At 64.6% G+C, this 18617-nt stretch carries 13 protein-coding genes; 8 read left to right on the top strand and 5 right to left on the bottom strand.

From position 1 onward, the window contains the following. Positions 1-16: 16 nt before the first annotated feature. The 5 genes from L6D64_RS09100 to L6D64_RS09080 all read right to left on the bottom strand — a co-directional run bounded on the left by L6D64_RS09100 (position 17) and on the right by L6D64_RS09080 (position 4558). Complete coding sequence (locus L6D64_RS09100) at positions 17-1261, bottom strand: NAD(P)/FAD-dependent oxidoreductase (protein WP_176507951.1); 1245 nt, start codon at positions 1259-1261, stop codon at positions 17-19. 15 nt (positions 1262-1276) lie between these two features. Further along, the gene (locus tag L6D64_RS09095; protein WP_176507952.1) at positions 1277-1987 is read right to left on the bottom strand and encodes an ABC transporter permease; all 711 of its coding nucleotides are present in this window, start codon (positions 1985-1987) and stop codon (positions 1277-1279) included. Continuing rightward, positions 1984-2703: an ABC transporter permease gene (locus L6D64_RS09090; RefSeq protein ID WP_176507953.1), complete on the bottom strand. Its 720-nt coding sequence runs from the start codon at positions 2701-2703 to the stop codon at positions 1984-1986. Before L6D64_RS09090 ends, L6D64_RS09095 begins: the two co-directional genes overlap by 4 nt. Before the next feature lie 208 nt (positions 2704-2911). Continuing rightward, the gene (locus L6D64_RS09085; protein WP_176507954.1) at positions 2912-3664 is read right to left on the bottom strand and encodes a transporter substrate-binding domain-containing protein; all 753 of its coding nucleotides are present in this window, start codon (positions 3662-3664) and stop codon (positions 2912-2914) included. Between the two features lie 21 nt (positions 3665-3685). Next, a complete protein-coding gene (locus L6D64_RS09080; RefSeq protein ID WP_176507955.1) occupies positions 3686-4558 on the bottom strand; it encodes a MurR/RpiR family transcriptional regulator in 873 nt (290 codons plus the stop codon). 143 nt (positions 4559-4701) lie between these two features. Here L6D64_RS09080 and L6D64_RS09075 point away from each other — a divergent pair, with 143 nt between their 5' ends. From L6D64_RS09075 to L6D64_RS09040, 8 genes are all read left to right on the top strand, one after another. Then, the gene (locus tag L6D64_RS09075; protein WP_176507956.1) at positions 4702-5727 is read left to right on the top strand and encodes an Ldh family oxidoreductase; all 1026 of its coding nucleotides are present in this window, start codon (positions 4702-4704) and stop codon (positions 5725-5727) included. A gap of 162 nt (positions 5728-5889) precedes the next feature. Continuing rightward, positions 5890-7086, top strand: coding sequence for an amino acid aminotransferase (locus tag L6D64_RS09070; protein ID WP_176507957.1), 1197 nt, complete (start codon positions 5890-5892; stop codon positions 7084-7086). Between the two features lie 196 nt (positions 7087-7282). Next, the gene (locus L6D64_RS09065) at positions 7283-8563 is read left to right on the top strand and encodes a serine/threonine transporter (protein ID WP_176507958.1); all 1281 of its coding nucleotides are present in this window, start codon (positions 7283-7285) and stop codon (positions 8561-8563) included. 167 nt (positions 8564-8730) lie between these two features. Next, positions 8731-9231 carry a thiol peroxidase gene (gene tpx, locus L6D64_RS09060; RefSeq protein ID WP_176507959.1) on the top strand — a complete coding sequence of 167 codons (501 nt, stop codon included), beginning with the start codon at positions 8731-8733 and terminating at the stop codon, positions 9229-9231. Between the two features lie 220 nt (positions 9232-9451). Next, positions 9452-10759, top strand: a complete 1308-nt coding sequence (locus L6D64_RS09055; protein ID WP_176507960.1) for an MdtA/MuxA family multidrug efflux RND transporter periplasmic adaptor subunit — start codon at positions 9452-9454, stop codon at positions 10757-10759. Continuing rightward, complete coding sequence (locus tag L6D64_RS09050) at positions 10756-13854, top strand: MdtB/MuxB family multidrug efflux RND transporter permease subunit (protein ID WP_176507961.1); 3099 nt, start codon at positions 10756-10758, stop codon at positions 13852-13854. The genes L6D64_RS09055 and L6D64_RS09050 overlap by 4 nt, the downstream gene beginning before the upstream one ends. Beyond that, positions 13851-16958, top strand: coding sequence for an efflux RND transporter permease subunit (locus tag L6D64_RS09045; RefSeq protein ID WP_176507962.1), 3108 nt, complete (start codon positions 13851-13853; stop codon positions 16956-16958). The genes L6D64_RS09050 and L6D64_RS09045 overlap by 4 nt, the downstream gene beginning before the upstream one ends. Next, a complete protein-coding gene (locus L6D64_RS09040) occupies positions 16955-18442 on the top strand; it encodes an efflux transporter outer membrane subunit (RefSeq protein WP_176507963.1) in 1488 nt (495 codons plus the stop codon). The genes L6D64_RS09045 and L6D64_RS09040 overlap by 4 nt, the downstream gene beginning before the upstream one ends. The last annotated feature ends 175 nt before the right edge of the window (positions 18443-18617 follow it).

Raw genomic sequence — 18617 nt, 5'->3', positions numbered from 1 at the left:
GTTCTCCCGCTGGGTGTCAGTCGAAACGTGCCGCGCTGTAAGGCGCAGGGTCGGTGAAAGGGCGCTCGCCTGTGAGCAGCTCGGCCACCAGGCGGCCGCTGACCGGGCCCAGGGTGAGGCCGTGGTGGGCGTGGCCGAAATTGAACCATAGGCCTTCATGCCGTGGCGCAGGGCCGATTACCGGGCGCATGTCGGGCAGGCATGGCCGGCGACCGAGCCAGGGCTTGTCATCAAGGCGCTCGCCCAGCGCCGGGAACAGCTTGCGGGCCAGCGCTTCGCAGCGCTTGAGCTGGATCTCGTTGCCCGGTGCGTCACTGGCGGCGAACTCGATACCGGTGGTCAGGCGTACGCCGCGGGCCATCGGCGCCAGTACATAGCCACCCTGGGTGTCGCAGATCGCATGCCGCAGCTGCGCACCCTCGCGGGTGCTGTAGTGCATGTGGTAGCCACGCTTGATGCCCAGCGGAATGCGGTAGCCCAGGCGCTCGAACAGGTCGCCCGACTGCGGCCCGAGGCAGGCCACCACCTCCTCGGCGGTAATCAGCCCCCGTTGGCTGTCGACCTGCCACCGGCCGTCGACCTGGCGCAGGCTGCGCGCATCGCCATGCACGAACTGCCCGCCGCGCTGCACGAACAGTGCGGCATAGCCACGGGTGAGGGCGCCGGGGTTGGTGACGGTCTTCGGATCGAGCCAGTGGATGCCGCCGACCACGGTGCTGTCGAGCTGGTGCTCGCACGCCTGCAGCTGGCCACGTTCGAGAATCTGGTACTGCAGGCCGTAACGGGCCAGGCCTTTGAGCTCGGCCTTGGCCTTCTCGAACAGCGCCGGGTCGCGATAGACTTCGATCCAGCCTTTGGCCTGGATCAGCCCTTCAAGGCCGGCCGCCTGGACCAGCGCATCATGTTCCTCGACGCTGCGCTGAACCAGCGGCAGCATGTCGGCCGCCGCCCCGGCCAGGCGCCCGGGCGCCGACTGTTGCCAGTAGCGCAGCAGCCACGGCGCCGCCTTGGGCAAGTGCAGCACGCTGTAGCGCACATCGGGCTGGCGGTTCAGCCCATAGCGCAGCAAGGCGCCGAATTGCCGCGGGAAGGCATAGGGGATCACGCTGGAGCGCTCGATCAGCCCGGCGTTGCCATGGCTGGTGCCGGTGCCGGGGTCATCGCGGTCGAGCAAGATCACCTGGCGCCCGCGGGCCTGCAGGTGCAGCGCGGTACTGACGCCGACGATGCCGGCGCCGAGGACAAGGGTCTGGCAGTGCATGGATGTATCCTTCGATCAGTTCAGGTGGCGGCCCAGGCGGGCTTCCAGGTGTTTGAGCACGCGTCGGACCAGCTCGACGATCACCAGGTAGAGCACCGCGGCCCAGAGGTAGATCTGGAAGTCGAAACTGCGCGAGAACGCCAGCTTGGTCACGCCCATCAAGTCGTAGAGGGTCACCAGCGAGGCGATGGCGCTGGCCTTGATCATCAGGATCAGCTCGTTGCCCAGCGGCCCGATGGCCACCAGCAACGATTGCGGCAGGATGACCTTGAAGAAGGTGGTCGAACGCTTGAGGTTCAGTGCCCGTGCCGCTTCGTACTGCCCCGGCGCCACGGCCATCAGGCTGCCGCGGAAGATCTCGGCCTGGTAGGCGGCGGTGTTCAGGGTGAACGCCAGCAAGGTGCAGAACCAGGCTTCACGGAAGAACCACCAGAGGCCCAGGTCCTGCCAGAAGCCCTTGAGCGAGCCCAGGCCGTAATACAGCAGAAACAGCTGTGCCAGCAATGGCGAACCGCGGAAGAAGTAGATGTAGCCGGCCGCCATGCGTTGCAGCAAGCGGTGGTGCGAGAGGCGCGCCAGCGCCAGCAGCAGGCCGAGCACGGCGCCCAGGCTGAAGGAGATCGCCACCAGCTTGGCGGTCACCAGCAGGCCATCGACGAAGCGCGGGCCATAGCGCTCCAGCAGGTCCGGGTCCAGTACCAGGCCCAGCAGTTGTTCGGCACTCATGCGCGTGCTCCTTGCAGGTGGCGGTTGCTGCGGCGCTCGATATAGGCGAAGACCCGCCCGGAGACCGCCGAGAACAGCAGGTAGCCGAGGCAGGCGACGCCATAGAAGAACATCGGCTCCTTGGTCACGCTGACCGCAAGGTTGGTCTGGCGCATCAGGTCGACCAGCGAGATGGTGGATACCAGCGAAGTGTCCTTGAGCAACGACAGCCAGTTGTTCGACAGGCCCGGCAGGGCGATGCGCGTCAGTTGCGGCAGCACCACCTTGAAGAACCCGGTGCGCTTGCTCAGGCCCAGCGCCGAGCAGGCCTCCAGCTGGCCCTTGGGCAGGGTCTTGAACGCCGCCAGCCAGATTTCGCTGGAGAACGCTGCGAAGACCAGGCTGAAGGCGATCATGGCGGCCAGGAAGGTGTTGATCAGGAATTCGCCTTCATAACCCATGGCCGCCAGCAGCTTTTGAGCAGCGATCTGGCAGCCGTAATAGATGATCAGCAAGGTCAGCAACTCGGGCAGCCCGCGGAACACCGTGGAAAAGCTGGTGGCCCAGGCTCGGGCCAGGCGTTTGCGCGAGCGCGCCGCCAGGGCGACGGCCAGGCCCAGCGGCAGGCCGATGGGCAGGCAGGCGAGGGCCAGCGACACGGTAACCAGCGCGCCGGCCAGCAGCGCCTGGCCCCAGCCGCCACTGGCGAAGGACAGCAAGGACAATTGATCGAGCATGACGAGCCCCTTTGACGGGTAATGCGGTGTCTGTGTGGGAATGCCTGTGGGAATGCCTGTGGGAGCGGCCTTGCGTCGCGAAAGGGCTGCGCAGCAGCCCCAGGATTTATGCATCAGCACAGAATGCCGGGGCCGCCTTGCGGCCCTTTCGCGACGCAAGGCCGCTCCCACAGGCCGCTCCTACACAAATTGCGCAGTTTTCCGAAGATCAGTTGTAGATATCGAAGGCAAAGTACTTGCTGGCGATCTTCTGGTATGTGCCGTTGGCAACGATCTCGGCCAGTGCGGTGTTCAGCCGCTGGCGCAGCGCGTCATCGTCCTTGCGCACGGCAATCGCAGCGTCGGCCTTGGTGTTGGCTACATCGCCAAGGATCTTGCAGCAGTCGCCGCCGTTCTTGTTCATCCACTCGTGCAGCGGGAACTTGTCGGCGATCACCCCGTCCAGGCGACCGGCGGCGAGGTCGGCGTTGGCCTCGTCCATGGTCGGGTAGAGCTTCACCTCGGCACCGGCCTTGGCGTAAACGTCTTCGGCATAGATGGCCTGGGTCGAGGACGACTGGGCGCCGACGGTATAGCCATCGAACGTGGTTTGCGCGTCGCTGATCTTGCTGTCCTTGGCCACGGCGACGGTCAGCGGGGTGCGGTAGTAGTGGTCGGTGAAGGCGATTTTCTTGCGCCGTTCCTCGGTGTCGATCATCGAGGCCACCACCGCGTCGTACTTGCGCGCCATCAAGGCGGGAATGATGCCTTCCCAGTCCTGGGCAACCAGGGTGCATTCGACTTTCATCTGCTCGCACAGGGCATGGGTGATGTCGATGTCGAAGCCGTGCAGCTGATTATCGGCATCGACATAGTTGAAGGGCGGGTAGGCCCCTTCGGTGGCGAAGCGCAGGGTCTCGGCGCTGGCGTTAGCGGCCAGCAGCAGGGCACACGCACCCAGCATTGCCATGGTCTTGTTCATCTCGCACCTCTTGCACTCTTGCTATTGTTGTTTGCCCGCGGGCCACGAGGTGTAGCCGACGAACTCGTTATGTAGAGCGGCAGTTGCTTCCAAGCGTTTTTCAACATCAGGCCCGAGCTTCTTGCAGACCTCGTTGACCATCAGGTGCACCCACGACAGCATGGTCGCGGTGGACTCCCAGAACAGGTTGAATTCGGTGGGGATGCGGAACACTTCGTCGGCATGGGCCTCGGCCCAGTCGCAGAAGGTGTCGGTCACCAGGGTGACCGGGATGCCGGCGGCGCGTGCCTTCTGGCACAGCTGCAGGGCGTGGCGCGAATAGCGGCGGGCCTCGAACACCACCAGCGCGGTGTCTTCACTGCGGCCGAGCAGCACCTCGCCGAAGTGCCCGGCGCTGCCATCGACCAGTTGCACGCCATCGCGCAGGTATTGCAGCAGGTGGCTCATGCACATGGCGATGCCGCGCTCGGTCTGGAAGCCGGCGATGCACACCCGTGGCTTTGCTGCCAGGCGCTGGGCCACGGCGTGCCAGGCGTCGCTCTGACGGTACTCGTGGACGCGTACCAGCGCGGCGATTTCCCGTTCCAGGCTGCCGGCGTTGTCGCTGACATCCTGGTTCTGGCGGTATTCTTGCAGGCGATCACCCATCAGCCAGGGGCCGTCGCCGAGGTCGCTCTGCAGGTCTTGCTTGAGCGCTTTGAGATGGGCATAACCGAGGGAGCGGCAGAAACGCCCGACGCTGGACTCGCTGACACCCAGCTTGGCGGCAATGCTGGCCGAGGTCTGGAACGGCAGTTCGTGCAGGTTGGCGAGCATGTAGCTGGCGATCTTGCGGCCTGAGGCTGCGGCCCCTTGCAGGCTGTTTTCCAGGCGTTGCTTGATCGGTTGGCTCATGCTGCGGCTCCAGGTGAGGCGTGGAATAGAAAATGGCTGTTTTCTGTCATCTCGTCAACATTTGACAGATAGCTGTCACTTATCGGAAAGTTTTTGTCGTTGCATACGCTGTTGCCATTCCAATTCCAAGAAAGGAGCTACAGATGTCCGCACCTTCCACCAGCCCGCTCGTGCGCCTGCCCTTCGCCGAGCTGCAGGGGCTGTTGCAAGCGATCCTCCAGCAGCACGGTTGCAGCGAGGCGGTAGCCAACGTGCTGGCCCACAACTGCGCCAGTGCCCAGCGCGATGGCGCCCACAGCCATGGCGTGTTCCGTATTCCCGGTTACGTTTCGACCCTGGCCAGTGGCTGGGTCGACGGGCGTGCCATCCCCCAGGTAACCGACCTGGCGCCAGGCTACGTGCGCGTGGATGCCGCCGGTGGTTTCGCCCAGCCCGCCCTGGCCGCAGCGCGTGGGTTGCTGGTGGAAAAGGCCCGCAGCGCCGGCATTGCCGTGCTGGCGATCCACAACTCGCACCATTTCGCTGCACTGTGGCCGGATGTCGAGCCCTTTGCCGATGAGGGCCTGGTGGCGCTGAGCGTGGTCAACAGCATGACCTGCGTAGTGCCGCACGGTGCGCGCAAACCGCTGTTCGGCACCAACCCGATCGCCTTTGCCGCGCCGTGCGCCGGGCATGACCCGATCGTTTTCGACATGGCCACCAGCGCCATGGCCCACGGCGACGTGCAGATCGCTGCGCGGGCCGGCCAGGCATTGCCCGAGGGCATGGGCGTGGATGCGCAAGGCCAGCCGACCACCGACCCCAAGGCCATCCTCGAAGGCGGCGCGCTGTTGCCATTTGGCGGGCACAAGGGCTCGGCGCTGTCGATGATGGTCGAATTGCTGGCGGCGGCGCTGACCGGCGGGCATTTCTCCTGGGAATTCGACTGGTCCGGCCACCCGGGGGCGAAAACGCCGTGGACCGGGCAACTGATCATCGTCATCGACCCGAGCAAGGCCGAAGGTGAGCGGTTTGCCCAGCGCAGCCGCGAACTGGTCGAGCACATGCAAGCCGCCGGGTTGTCGCGCATGCCAGGCGAGCGTCGCTACCGCGAGCGGGAACAGGCCGAGCGGGAAGGGGTGGCGGTGACTGAAAAAGAGTTGCAAGGACTGAAGGAATTGCTTGGCTGATCCGGCCCTTTCGCGGGTTTACCCGCGAAGAATCCAGCACGAATCTCCGGCTGTGCAAAGTTGCATAGACAACCTTGCACTTATGTGATGTTCCTTGGGCCTGAGTCCGGGTATCCTCAGGGCAGTCTTTCCGAACTGTCCTGATCCAAGGAGCTGCACGCTGTGTTCAAACATGTCGATGCCTATGCCGGCGACCCGATCCTCTCGTTGATGGAAACCTTCAAGGCCGACCCGCGCGCCGACAAGGTCAACCTGAGTATCGGCCTGTATTACGATGAGGCCGGTGTGGTGCCGCAGCTGGCAGCGGTGGATGCGGTGGAAAAACGCATTGCCGGCCAGGCCCATGAAGCCTCGCTGTACCTGCCGATGGAAGGCCTGGCCAGCTACCGCCAGGCGATCCAGGCGCTGCTGTTCGGTGCCGACCACCCGGCCGTGACCGGCAAGCGCGTGGCCACCGTGCAGACCGTTGGCGGCTCCGGCGCGCTGAAAGTCGGTGCCGACTTCCTCAAGCGCTACTTCCCGCAGTCGGAAGTCTGGGTCAGCAACCCGACCTGGGACAACCACCGCGCCATCTTCGAAGGTGCCGGGTTCAAGGTGCACACCTACCCGTACTTCGACCAGGCCAGCCGTGGCGTCGACTTCGAGGGCATGCTGCAGGCCCTGCAAGGCCTGCCGGCCAACAGCATCGTGCTGCTGCACCCGTGCTGCCACAACCCGACCGGTGCCGACCTCGAGCCGGCCCAGTGGCAGCAGGTGGTCGAAGTGGTCAAGGCGCGCCAGCTGATCCCGTTCCTCGACATCGCCTACCAAGGCTTCGGCGCAGGCCTGGTGGAAGACGCCTACGCCATCCGCGAAATGGCCCGTGCCGGCGTGCCATGCCTGGTCAGCAACTCGTTCTCCAAGATCTTCTCGCTGTACGGCGAGCGAGTAGGGGGCCTGTCGGTGGTCTGCGACGACGAAACCACCACCCAGAGCGTGCTCGGCCAGCTCAAGGCCACCGTGCGTCGCAACTACTCCAGCCCGCCCAACTTCGGTGCCCAGCTGGTGGCGGGCGTGCTCGGCGATGCCGCGCTCAACGCCCAGTGGGCCGCAGAAGTGGAAGTGATGCGCAAGCGCATCCTCGACATGCGCCAGGCGCTGGTCGATGCCCTGGCGGTGCTGCTGCCAGGCCAGGATTTCCAGTTCTTCCTGCGCCAGCGCGGCATGTTCAGCTACACCGGCTTCAGCGTCGAGCAGGTGCGTCGCCTGCGTGACGAGTTCGGCGTGTACCTGATCGACAGCGGCCGGGTGTGCATGTCCGGCCTGCGCCCGGCCAACCTGCAGCGGGTTGCCGAAGCCTTCGCCGCAGTACAGAAGTAAGGCTGTCGGGGGCTGCAGCGCAGCCCCCCGGCACAACCTGCTTGTAAAGACAAGTGCAACCGCCTCTCGGAAAGGGGCTTCGCAAGTGCAACCTTTCGGTGCACAATCGCGCCCCTCTTTCCCGGTTGAGTTGGGCGATCACGCAATTTCGCCATTCTCAGCCTGTTGCAGTCTTGCGAGTGGAGCTTCACCCGGAATGAATGAGCAGGCCCCAAGCGTTGAACAACGCTTTGCAGAATCGACCCCCGCCACCCTCGGCAGCTGGTCGCGTAACGACACCACCTGGATGCTGGGCCTGTTCGGCACAGCCATCGGCGCAGGCACCTTGTTCCTGCCGATCAACGCCGGTCTGGGCGGCTTCTGGCCGCTGCTGATCCTGGCCGCGCTGGCCTTCCCGATGACCTATTTCTCGCACCGTGGCCTGACCCGCTTCGTGCTGTCCGGGCGCAGCGGCGGCGACATCACCCAAGTGGTCGAAGAGCACTTCGGCATCAAGGCCGGTGCGCTGATTACCGTGCTGTACTTCTTCGCCATCTTCCCGATCCTGCTTATCTATAGCGTGGCGCTGACCAACACCGTCAGCAGCTTCATGGAGCACCAACTGCACATGGCGCCGCCACCACGGGCAGTGCTGTCATTCGTGCTGATCCTCGGCCTGCTGGCGATCGTGCGCTGCGGCGAGCAGGCCACGGTCAAGGTCATGAGCCTGCTGGTGTACCCGTTCATCGTTGCGTTGGGGCTACTGGGCCTGTACCTGATTCCGCACTGGACCGGTGGCATCCTCGACAGCGCCGCCCAGGTGCCGTCGGGCTCGGCCTTCCTGCACACCCTGTGGCTGGCCATTCCGGTGATGGTGTTCTCGTTCAACCATTCGCCGATCATTTCTGCCTTCGCCGTCGACCAGAAGCGCAGCTATGGCGAACACGCCGACGAGCGCAGCGGCCAGATACTGCGCCGTGCCCACCTGCTGATGGTGGTCATGGTGCTGTTCTTCGTGTTCAGCTGCGTGCTCACCCTGAGCAGCACCCAGCTGGCCGAGGCGAAGGCGCAGAACCTGTCGATCCTGTCGTACCTGGCCAACCACTTCAGCAACCCGACCATTGCCTTTGCCGCGCCACTGATCGCCTTTGTCGCCATTGCCAAGTCGTTCCTGGGCCACTACATCGGTGCCAGTGAAGGCCTCAAGGGCATCATCGCCAAGGCCGGTGCCCGCCCAGGCGCCAAGACCCTGGACCGCGTGGTCGCCGCGCTGATGCTGGTGGTCTGCTGGATCGTCGCCACCCTCAATCCGAGCATCCTTGGCATGATCGAATCGCTCGGCGGCCCGATCCTCGCCGTGCTGTTGTTCCTGATGCCGATGTACGCCATCCGTCGCGTGCCGTCGATGCGCCAATACAGTGGTGCGCTGTCGAACGTGTTCGTGGTGGTGGTCGGCCTGGTTGCGCTGACCTCCGTGGTGTATAGCCTGATCAGCTGACTCACTGCCTGAATCGGAAAAAGCCCGGGGTGTTTGTCGCCATCCGGGCTTTTTTTTGTCCACAGGAACAGTCCGGAAATAGAACAATTTCAATGCCCCCATAGGCACCCGGCCGCCTTCATGATTAACTCAGTGTCCTTTTCAAAACCCCGCATAAGGATTTCGTCATGGCTCAAGTGACCCTCAAAGGCAACCCGGTTCAGGTCAACGGCACTCTGCCACAGGTCGGTGCCCAGGCTCCGGCTTTCTCCCTGGTCGGTGAAGGCCTGGCTGACAAGTCGCTGAAGGACTTCGCCGGCAAGCGCAAGGTGCTGAACATCTTCCCGAGCGTCGACACCCCGACCTGCGCCACGTCGGTTCGCAAGTTCAACGCCCAGGCCAACGACGTGGCCAACACCGTCGTACTGTGCATCTCGGCCGACCTGCCGTTCGCCCAGGCGCGCTTCTGCGGTGCCGAAGGCCTGGACAACGTGAAGAACCTGTCCACCCTGCGTGGCGCCGAATTCCTCAAGAACTATGGCGTTGCCATTGCCGACGGCCCGCTGGCCGGCCTGGCTGCCCGTGCTGTGGTGGTACTGGATGAGAACGACAAGGTGCTGCACAGCGAGCTGGTTGGCGAGATCGCCGACGAGCCGAACTACGAAGCAGCCCTGGCGGTACTGAAGTAAGGGTTGCCTGGGGGTATAGGAACTCTTCTGCCTGGCCCCTCTCCAAGCAACACCCTGTAACGGCCCGGAACGCTTTCCGGGCCGTTTTCGTTTAAAGTTCAGCCTTTTGGCAACGTCAGGCAAAGGTAAACCTCTGGTAAAGGGCCTTTGCTAAAACAGTGCCAGTGCTTATCGTTCAACCTTCCCAAGCCGCCATTTCTGAACAAGGTTCGTTCAACCCATGCAAGTGTCCAATTCCCGATCCCCTCGTCGCTGGCTCGTCGGCCTGCTGATCCTGCTGCTGGTGGCCCTGCTGACCTGGTGGCTGTGGCCTGCGGCAACGCCTGCCCACAAAGCGGCCAGCGCAGGGCGCGGCGGCAAGGGCATGGGGATGGGCATGGGCCGGCCGGGCTTCGGCGGCTCCACCGACCCGGTGCCGGTGCGTGTCGAGCCGGTGCGAGTGGGCGACTTTCCGCTCTACTACAAGGCCTTGGGCACTGTCACGGCGACCAACACGGTGAATGTGCGCAGCCGGGTGGCCGGCGAGCTGGTGAAAATCCTGTTCAAGGAGGGCCAGCAGGTCAAGGCAGGCGACCTGCTCGCGGAAATCGACCCACGCCCTTACCGCATTGCCTTGCAGCAGGCCGAAGGCACCCTGGCACAGAACCAGGCGCAACTGAAGAACGCCCAGGTCGACTTGGCGCGTTACAAGGGCCTGTATGCCCAGGACAGCATCGCCAAGCAGACCCTCGATACCGCCGAAGCCCAGGTTGCGCAGTTCCAGGGGCTGGTCAAGACCAACCAGGCCCAGGTCAACGATGCCCGCCTGAACCTCGATTTCACCCAGATCCGCGCCCCGATCAACGGCCGCGTGGGCCTGCGCCAGCTCGACCTGGGCAACCTGGTGGCGGCCAACGACACCACCGCCCTGGTGGTGATCACCCAGACCGAGCCGATCAGCGTCGCCTTCACCTTGCCCGAGACCGAGCTGAACACCGTGCTTGACCGTTACCGCAGCGGCGCCAGCCTGCCGGTCGAGGCCTGGGACCGCACTGACAGCAAACTGCAGTCGACCGGCGTGCTGGGCAGCATCGACAACCAGATCGACACCACCACCGGTACCCTGAAGTTCAAAGGCCGCTTCGAGAACAAGGACCTGGCCCTGTTCCCCAATCAGTTCGTCAACGTGCGTCTGCTGGCCGACACCCTCAAGCAGGTGGTGATGGCGCCGGCCGCGGCCGTGCAGTTCGGCAACGAGGGCACCTTCGCCTACGTGGTCAATGACCAGAGCACGGTCAACATCCGCAAGCTCAAGGTTGGCGCCAGCGATGGCCAGAACAGTGTCATCCTCGAGGGCCTCAAGGCCGGTGAGCGCCTGGTGCTGGAAGGCACCGACCGCCTGCGCGAAGGGACCAAGGTCGAAGTGGTCGAAGACAGCTCGCAAGTGCCGACCACCCCCGGTCAGCACCTGCAGGGCCAGGACGCCAAGGGATCAGCCCAGAGCGATGAGGCGCCTTCCGGCAAAACGGCAGCCAAGGCGGGCGCATGAACCTGTCACGCCTGTTCATCCTGCGCCCGGTCGCTACCACGCTGACCATGCTGGCCATCGTCCTGGCCGGGCTGATTGCCTACAAGCTGTTGCCCGTTTCCGCCTTGCCCCAGGTCGACTACCCGACCATCCGGGTCATGACCCTGTACCCGGGCGCCAGCCCACAGGTGATGACCAGTGCGGTCACCGCACCGTTGGAGCGCCAGTTCGGCCAGATGCCCGGCCTTGAGCAAATGGCCTCGACCAGCTCCGGCGGCGCCTCGGTGCTGACCCTTCGTTTCAGCCTGGACATGAACATGGACGTCGCCGAGCAACAGGTGCAGGCCGCGATCAACGCCGCCAGCAACCTGTTGCCCAGCGACCTGCCTGCGCCGCCGGTATACAACAAGGTCAACCCGGCCGACACCCCGGTGCTGACCCTGGCCATTTCCAGCAAGACCATGCCGCTGCCCAAGCTCAACGACCTGGTCGACACCCGTGTGGCGCAGAAGCTCGCGCAGATCAGCGGCGTAGGCATGGTCAGCATCGCCGGCGGCCAGCGCCAGGCGGTGCGGATCAAAGTGAACGTCGACGCTCTGGCAGCCAACGGCCTCAACCTCGACGATGTGCGTACCCTGATCGGCGCGTCCAACGTCAACCAGCCCAAGGGCAACTTCGACGGCCCGACCCGGGTGTCGATGCTCGACGCCAACGACCAGCTGCGTTCGCCCGAGGAATACGCCAACCTCATCCTCGCCTACAACAATGGCGCGCCGCTGCGCCTGAAGGACGTCGCCGAGATCGTCGACGGCGCCGAGAACGAACGCCTGGCTGCCTGGGCCAACCAGAATCAGGCCGTGCTGCTCAATATCCAGCGCCAGCCTGGGGCCAACGTCATCGACGTGGTCGACCGCATCAAGGCGCTGCTGCCATCGGTCACCGACAACCTGCCGGCCGGCCTCGATGTGTCGGTGCTGACCGATCGTACGCAAACCATCCGTGCCGCAGTCAAGGACGTGCAACATGAACTGCTGATCGCCATCGTGCTGGTGGTGATGGTCACTTTCGTGTTCCTGCGCCGCTTCAGCGCCACGATCATTCCTTCGATTGCCGTACCGCTGTCGCTGATCGGCACCTTCGGCGTGATGTACCTGGCCGGCTTCTCGGTGAACAACCTGACGCTCATGGCCCTGACCATTGCCACCGGTTTCGTGGTTGACGACGCCATCGTCATGCTCGAGAACATCTCGCGCCACATCGAGGAAGGCGAAACGCCGCTGCAGGCGGCACTCAAAGGTGCCAGGCAGATCGGCTTCACCCTGATTTCGCTGACCTTCTCGTTGATCGCCGTCTTGATCCCGTTGCTGTTCATGGCCGATGTGGTCGGCCGGCTGTTCCGCGAATTCGCCATCACCCTGGCGGTGGCCATCCTGATTTCCCTGGTGGTGTCGCTGACCTTGACGCCGATGATGTGCGCGCGCCTGCTCAAGCGCGAGCCCAAGGAGGAAGAGCAGGGCCGCTTCTACCGCGCCAGCGGTGCCTGGATCGACTGGATGATCGAACACTACGGCCGCGGCCTGCAGTGGGTGCTCAAGCACCAGCCGCTGACCTTGCTGGTGGCCGTGGCGACCCTGGCGCTCACCGTGCTGCTGTACATGGTGGTGCCCAAGGGCTTCTTCCCGGCGCAGGACACCGGGGTGATCCAGGGGATTTCCGAAGCGCCGCAATCCACCTCGTTCGCCGCCATGAGCGAGCGCCAGCAGGCGCTGAGCAAGGTGATCCTGCAAGACCCGGCGGTGCAGAGCCTGTCGTCCTACATCGGTGTCGACGGCGACAACGCCACGCTCAACAGTGGCCGCCTGCTGATCAACCTCAAGCCCCACGGCGAGCGTGATGTCAGCGCCGCGGAAGTGATCAGCCGCCTGCAACCGCAGCTCGACAAGCTGGTCGGTATCCGCCTGTTCATGCAACCGGTGCAGGACCTGAGCATCGAGGACCGGGTCAGCCGCACCCAATACCAGTTCAGCCTGTCTTCACCTGACGCCGACTTGCTGGCGCAGTGGAGCGGCAAGCTGGTGCACGCCCTGCAGCAGCGCCCGGAGTTGCAGGATGTGGCCAGTGACCTGCAGGACAAGGGCCTGCAGGTGTACCTGGTGATCGACCGTGACATGGCCAGCCGCCTGGGCATCAGCGTGTCGCAGATCACCAACGCCCTGTACGATGCCTTCGGCCAGCGGCAGATTTCCACCATCTACACCCAGGCCAGCCAGTACCGCGTGGTGCTGCAGTCGCAGGACGCGGCAGTCATCGGCCCGCAGGCGCTGGAATCGATCCACGTCAAGGCCACCGATGGCGGCCAGGTGCGGCTGTCGGCACTGGCGCGGATCGAGCAGCGCCAGGCGCAGCTGGCCATCTCGCACATCGGCCAGTTCCCGGCAGTGACCCTGTCGTTCAACCTGGCCCGGGGTGCGTCGCTGGGCGAGGCGGTCAAGGTGATCGAGCAGGTGCAGCAGGACATCGGCATGCCGCTCGGTGTGCAGACCCGCTTCCAGGGCGCCGCCGAAGCCTTCCAGGCATCGCTGTCGAGCACCTTGCTGCTGATCCTGGCGGCCGTGGTGACCATGTACATCGTGCTCGGCGTGCTCTACGAGAGCTACATTCACCCGGTGACCATCCTTTCGACCTTGCCGTCGGCGGCGGTCGGCGCGTTGCTGGCACTGATCCTCAGCGGCAACGACCTGGGCATGATCGCCATCATCGGCATCATCCTGCTGATCGGCATCGTCAAGAAAAACGCGATCATGATGATCGACTTTGCCCTGGAGGCCGAGCGCAACCAGGGCATGAGCCCGCGCGATGCGATCTACCAGGCGGCGCTGTTGCGCTTCCGGCCGATCCTGATGACCACCCTGGCCGCGCTGTTCGGCGCCGTACCGTTGATGCTGGCCACCGGCTCCGGTGCCGAACTGCGCCAGCCGCTGGGCCTGGTGATGGTCGGCGGCCTGCTGGTCAGCCAGGTGCTGACGCTGTTCACCACACCGGTCATCTACCTGTATTTCAACCGCCTGGCCCGCCGCTGGCGCCCGGCCGATGACGCACAGCAGGCCGAGGCATGAACCTGTCCGGACCTTTCATCCGCCGGCCTGTGGCGACCATGCTGCTGAGCCTGGCGATCATGCTGCTCGGTGGTGTCAGCTTCGGTTTGCTGCCGGTGGCGCCGTTGCCGCAGATGGACTTCCCGGTGATCGTGGTGCAAGCCAACCTGTCCGGGGCCAGCCCGGAGGTCATGGCCGCCACCGTGGCCACGCCGCTGGAACGCAAGCTTGGCAGCATCGCCGGCGTCACCACCCTGACCAGCAGCTCCAACCAGGGCTCGACCCGGGTGATCATCGGTTTCGAGATGGGGCGTGACATCGACGGTGCCGCACGGGAGGTGCAGGCGGCGATCAATGCCACGCGCAACCTGTTGCCCAGCGGCATGCGCAGCATGCCCACCTACAAGAAGATCAACCCGTCGCAGGCGCCGATCATGGTGCTCTCGCTGACCTCCAGCGTGCTGCAGAAGGGCCAGCTGTACGACCTGGCCGATACCATCCTGTCGCAGAGCCTGGCGCAGGTCAGCGGGGTCGGCGAAGTGCAGATCGGTGGCAGCTCGCTGCCAGCGGTGCGCATCGCCGTGGAGCCGCAGTTGCTCAACCAGTACAGCCTGTCGCTGGACGAGGTGCGCACGGCGGTCTCCAACGCCAACCAGCGCCGGCCCATGGGCTTTGTCGAGGATGCCGAGCGCAACTGGCAGGTGCGCGCCAACGACCAGCTGGAAACCGCCAAGGACTATGAGCCGATCGTGATCCGCCAGTCCAATGGCACCATCCTGCGGCTGTCGGACGTGGCCACCATTACCGATGGCGTCGAGAACCGCTACAACAGCGGTTTCTTCAACGACCAGAGCGCCGTGCTGCTGGTGGTCAACCGCCAGAGCGGCGCCAACATCATCGAAACCGTCGACCAGATCAAGGCGCAGCTGCCGGCCCTGCAGTCATTGCTGCCGGCCAGCGTGCAGTTGAACGTGGCCATGGACCGCTCGCCTGTGATCAAGGCGACCCTGAAGGAGGCCGAGCACACGCTGCTGATTGCCGTGGTGCTGGTGATCCTGGTGGTCTACCTGTTCCTCGGCAGCTTGCGCGCCTCGCTGATCCCCAGCCTGGCGGTGCCGGTGTCGCTGGTGGGCACCTTCGCGGTGATGTACCTGTGCGGTTTTTCGCTGAACAACCTGTCGCTGATGGCGTTGATCCTTGCCACCGGCCTGGTGGTCGACGATGCCATCGTGGTGCTGGAGAACATCTCCCGGCACATCGAGGATGGCCAGCCGCCGATGCGTGCGGCGTTCCTGGGCGCCAGGGAAGTCGGCTTCACCTTGCTGTCGATGAACGTATCGCTGGTGGCGGTGTTCGTCTCGATCCTGTTCATGGGCGGCATCGTGCGCAACCTGTTCCAGGAGTTCTCTGTCACCCTGGCGGCGGCGATCATCGTCTCGCTGGTGGTCTCGCTGACCCTCACGCCGATGCTCTGCGCCCGCTGGCTCAAGCCTCACCGCGCCGAGCCGACACGCCTGCAGCGCTGGAGCGACAAGGCGCACCAGCGCATGGTCGATGTCTATGACCGAAGCCTTGGCTGGGCCTTGCGCCACAGGCGCCTTACCCTGATCAGCCTGTTGGCGACCATCGGCCTGAACATCGCCCTGTACGTGGTGGTGCCCAAGACCTTGATACCGCAACAGGACACCGGCCAGCTGATCGGCTTCATCCGGGGTGACGACGGCCTGTCGTTCAACGTGATGCAACCGAAGATGGAAATCTACCGCCGCGCCTTGCTCGCCGACCCGGCAGTGGAAAGCGTGGCCGGCTTCATTGGTGGCAACAGCGGCACCAACAACGCCATGGTGCTGGTGCGGTTGAAACCAATCAGCGAGCGCAAGCTCGACGCGCAGAAGATCATCGAGCGCCTGCGCAAGGAAATGCCCAAGGTCGCCGGTGGGCGGCTGTTCCTGATGGCCGACCAGGACCTGCAGTTGGGCGGCGGTGGCCGCGACCAGTCCTCCTCGCAATACCTGTATACCCTGCAGAGCGGCGATCTGGCGGCCCTGCGCCAGTGGTTCCCCAAGGTGGTCGCGGCACTGCGCGCATTGCCCGAGCTGACCGCCATCGATGCCCGCGACGGTTCCGGCACCCAGCAGGTGACCCTGGTGGTCGACCGTGACCAGGCCAAGCGCCTGGGCATCGACATGGACATGGTCACCGCCGTGCTGAACAACGCCTACAGCCAGCGGCAGATCTCGACCATCTACGACAGCCTGAACCAGTACCAGGTGGTGCTGGAGATCAACCCGAAATACGCCTGGGACCCGAGCACGCTGGAACAGGTGCAGGTCATCACCAGTGACGGTGCGCGGGTGCCGCTGTCGACCATCGCCCGTTACGAGAACAGCCTGGCCAACGATCGGGTCAGCCATGAAGGCCAGTTCGCCTCCGAAGACATTGCCTTCGACGTTGCCGAAGGCTACAGCCCCGACCAGGCCATGGCTGCCGTGGAGCGGGCGGTTGCCAAGCTGGGTTTGCCCGAGGAGGTGATCGCCAAGCTCGGTGGCACGGCCAGTGCCTTCGCCAAGACCCAGGAAGGGCAGCCGTTCATGATCCTCGGCGCCCTGGTGCTGGTTTACCTGGTGCTGGGCATCCTCTACGAAAGCTACATCCACCCGCTGACCATCCTGTCGACCTTGCCCTCGGCCGGCGTCGGTGCCTTGCTCGCCCTGTACGCCACCGGCGGCGAGTTCAGCCTGATCTCGTTGCTGGGCCTGTTCCTGCTGATCGGCGTGGTGAAGAAGAACGCCATCCTGATGATCGACCTGGCCTTGCAGCTGGAACGCCACCAAGGCCTGAGCCCGGAAGAGTCGATCCGCCGCGCCTGCCTGCTGCGCCTGCGACCGATCCTGATGACCACCCTGGCCGCCATCCTTGGCGCCTTGCCGCTGCTGATCAGCCGTGCCGAAGGTGCGGAGATGCGCCAGCCGCTGGGCCTGACCATCATTGGCGGCCTGGTCGTCAGCCAGGTGCTGACCCTTTACACGACACCGGTGGTCTATCTGTACCTGGACCGCCTGCGTCACCGATTCAACCATTGGCGTGGTGTACGCACCGACGCCGCCCTGGACACACCGCTATGAACTTCGCCCAGACCCGACTTCACCGTGCCTTGCAGCTGTTGACCCGTGGGCGAGGCTCTCGCCTGGCCGGCGCCGGTCTGTGCGTGGCCATGCTCAGCGCCTGTACCCTGAGCCCGGACTACCACCGCCCGCAGCTGAGCACCCCGGCGCAGTACAAGCAGGCCGAAGGCTGGACCCAGGCCAATCCGTCCGATGCCATTGCCCGTGGCGCCTGGTGGGAAATCTACGGCGACGCCGGGTTGAATGCGCTGGTCGAGGAACTCAACCGCAGCAACCAGACCGTCGCGCAGTCGGAAGCCCAGTATCGTCAGGCCCAGGCCCTGGTGCGCAGCAGCCGGGCGTCGCTGTTCCCCAGCCTGGACCTGAGTGCCAGCAAGAACCGCTCGGCACAAGGCACCGGCAGTTCCAGTTCAAGCCTGTCCAACAACAGCAGCGGCATCCGCAACACCTACAACGCGCAGCTCGGCGTCAGCTGGGAAGTCGACCTGTGGGGCAAGCTGCGCGAGACCCTGAACGCCAACGAGGCCAGCGCCGAAGCCAGCTTTGCCGACCTGGCCGCGATTCGCCTGAGCCAGCAGTCCGAACTGGTACAGAACTACTTGCAACTGCGGGTGATCGACCAACAGAAGCGCCTGCTCGAAGCCACCGTCGCCACCTACGAGCGCTCACTGCGGATGAACGAAAACCAGTACCGCGCTGGCGTCGCCGGCCCGGACGCAGTGGCCCAGGCGCGGACCCAGTTGAAGTCCACGCAAGCGGACCTGATCGACCTGGTCTGGCAGCGTGCACAGTTCGAGAACGCCATCGCCGTGCTGCTGGGCAAGGCCCCGGCCGAATTCTCCCTGGCTGACAGCCAGCGTATTCCGGCGCTGCCGCAGATCCCGGTGACGCTCCCGTCGCAACTGCTCGAACGCCGCCCGGATATCGCCTCGGCCGAGCGCAACGTGATGGCCGCCAACGCCAATATCGGCGTGGCCCGCGCCGCCTACTTCCCGGACTTGAGCCTGAGCATGAGCGGTGGTTATTCCAGCAGCAGCTTCAGCAACTGGATCGAACTGCCGAACCGCTACTGGTCGGTGGGGCCGCAACTGGCGATGACGTTGTTCGACGCCGGCAAGCGCGGCGCCGAAGTTGATCGCACCCGGGCGGTGTATGACCAGACGGTGGCGCAGTACCGCCAGACCGTACTCGACGGCTTCAAGGAGGTGGAAAACTTCCTGGTGCAGCTGAAGGTGTATGCCGACGAAGCCGTAGTGCGCCAGGAAGCGCTGGAGGCGGCCCGCGAATCGCTGCGTCTGACCGAGAACCAGTACCGCGCTGGCCTTATCGGTTACCTCGATGTGGTCAACGTGCAGACCACTGCGCTGAGTAACGAGCGCAGTGCACTGACCCTGCTGGAAGGGCGGCTGGTGGCCAGCGTGCAGCTGATCGCAGCGCTGGGCGGTGGCTGGGATGCCGAGCAGGCGTTTGCCCGGCAGGAATGACCGGCTGACCCGGTCAGAGTGAGCGGGTCAGCCGACAAATGGCAATGTGCCTTCATTCTGCGTTGAAAAGGCTCTGACTCAAGCATTCCGAGGGTGCTTTTCATTCGTTGGATCCATTCCCATTCGCACAAAGCCCGTGCGTTTCGCCAAAGCTTGAGTACAATCGTCAGTTTTT

The sequence above is a fragment of the Pseudomonas urethralis genome, assembly GCF_021602465.1.
In the GTDB taxonomy this organism is placed as follows: domain Bacteria; phylum Pseudomonadota; class Gammaproteobacteria; order Pseudomonadales; family Pseudomonadaceae; genus Aquipseudomonas; species Aquipseudomonas vlassakiae.
Note: the sequence above shows the minus strand (reverse complement) of the source record. Positions and strands in the feature narration are given on the sequence as shown.

Coding starts and splice junctions, on each gene's coding strand:
- L6D64_RS09065 (WP_176507958.1), top strand. CDS start 7,283: ATGAATGAGCAGGCCCCAAGCGTTGAACAACGCTTTGCAGAATCGACC.
- L6D64_RS09080 (WP_176507955.1), bottom strand. CDS start 4,558: ATGAGCCAACCGATCAAGCAACGCCTGGAAAACAGCCTGCAAGGGGCC.
- L6D64_RS09095 (WP_176507952.1), bottom strand. CDS start 1,987: ATGAGTGCCGAACAACTGCTGGGCCTGGTACTGGACCCGGACCTGCTG.
- tpx (WP_176507959.1), top strand. CDS start 8,731: ATGGCTCAAGTGACCCTCAAAGGCAACCCGGTTCAGGTCAACGGCACT.
- L6D64_RS09090 (WP_176507953.1), bottom strand. CDS start 2,703: ATGCTCGATCAATTGTCCTTGCTGTCCTTCGCCAGTGGCGGCTGGGGC.
- L6D64_RS09055 (WP_176507960.1), top strand. CDS start 9,452: ATGCAAGTGTCCAATTCCCGATCCCCTCGTCGCTGGCTCGTCGGCCTG.
- L6D64_RS09050 (WP_176507961.1), top strand. CDS start 10,756: ATGAACCTGTCACGCCTGTTCATCCTGCGCCCGGTCGCTACCACGCTG.
- L6D64_RS09085 (WP_176507954.1), bottom strand. CDS start 3,664: ATGAACAAGACCATGGCAATGCTGGGTGCGTGTGCCCTGCTGCTGGCC.
- L6D64_RS09100 (WP_176507951.1), bottom strand. CDS start 1,261: ATGCACTGCCAGACCCTTGTCCTCGGCGCCGGCATCGTCGGCGTCAGT.
- L6D64_RS09040 (WP_176507963.1), top strand. CDS start 16,955: ATGAACTTCGCCCAGACCCGACTTCACCGTGCCTTGCAGCTGTTGACC.
- L6D64_RS09045 (WP_176507962.1), top strand. CDS start 13,851: ATGAACCTGTCCGGACCTTTCATCCGCCGGCCTGTGGCGACCATGCTG.
- L6D64_RS09075 (WP_176507956.1), top strand. CDS start 4,702: ATGTCCGCACCTTCCACCAGCCCGCTCGTGCGCCTGCCCTTCGCCGAG.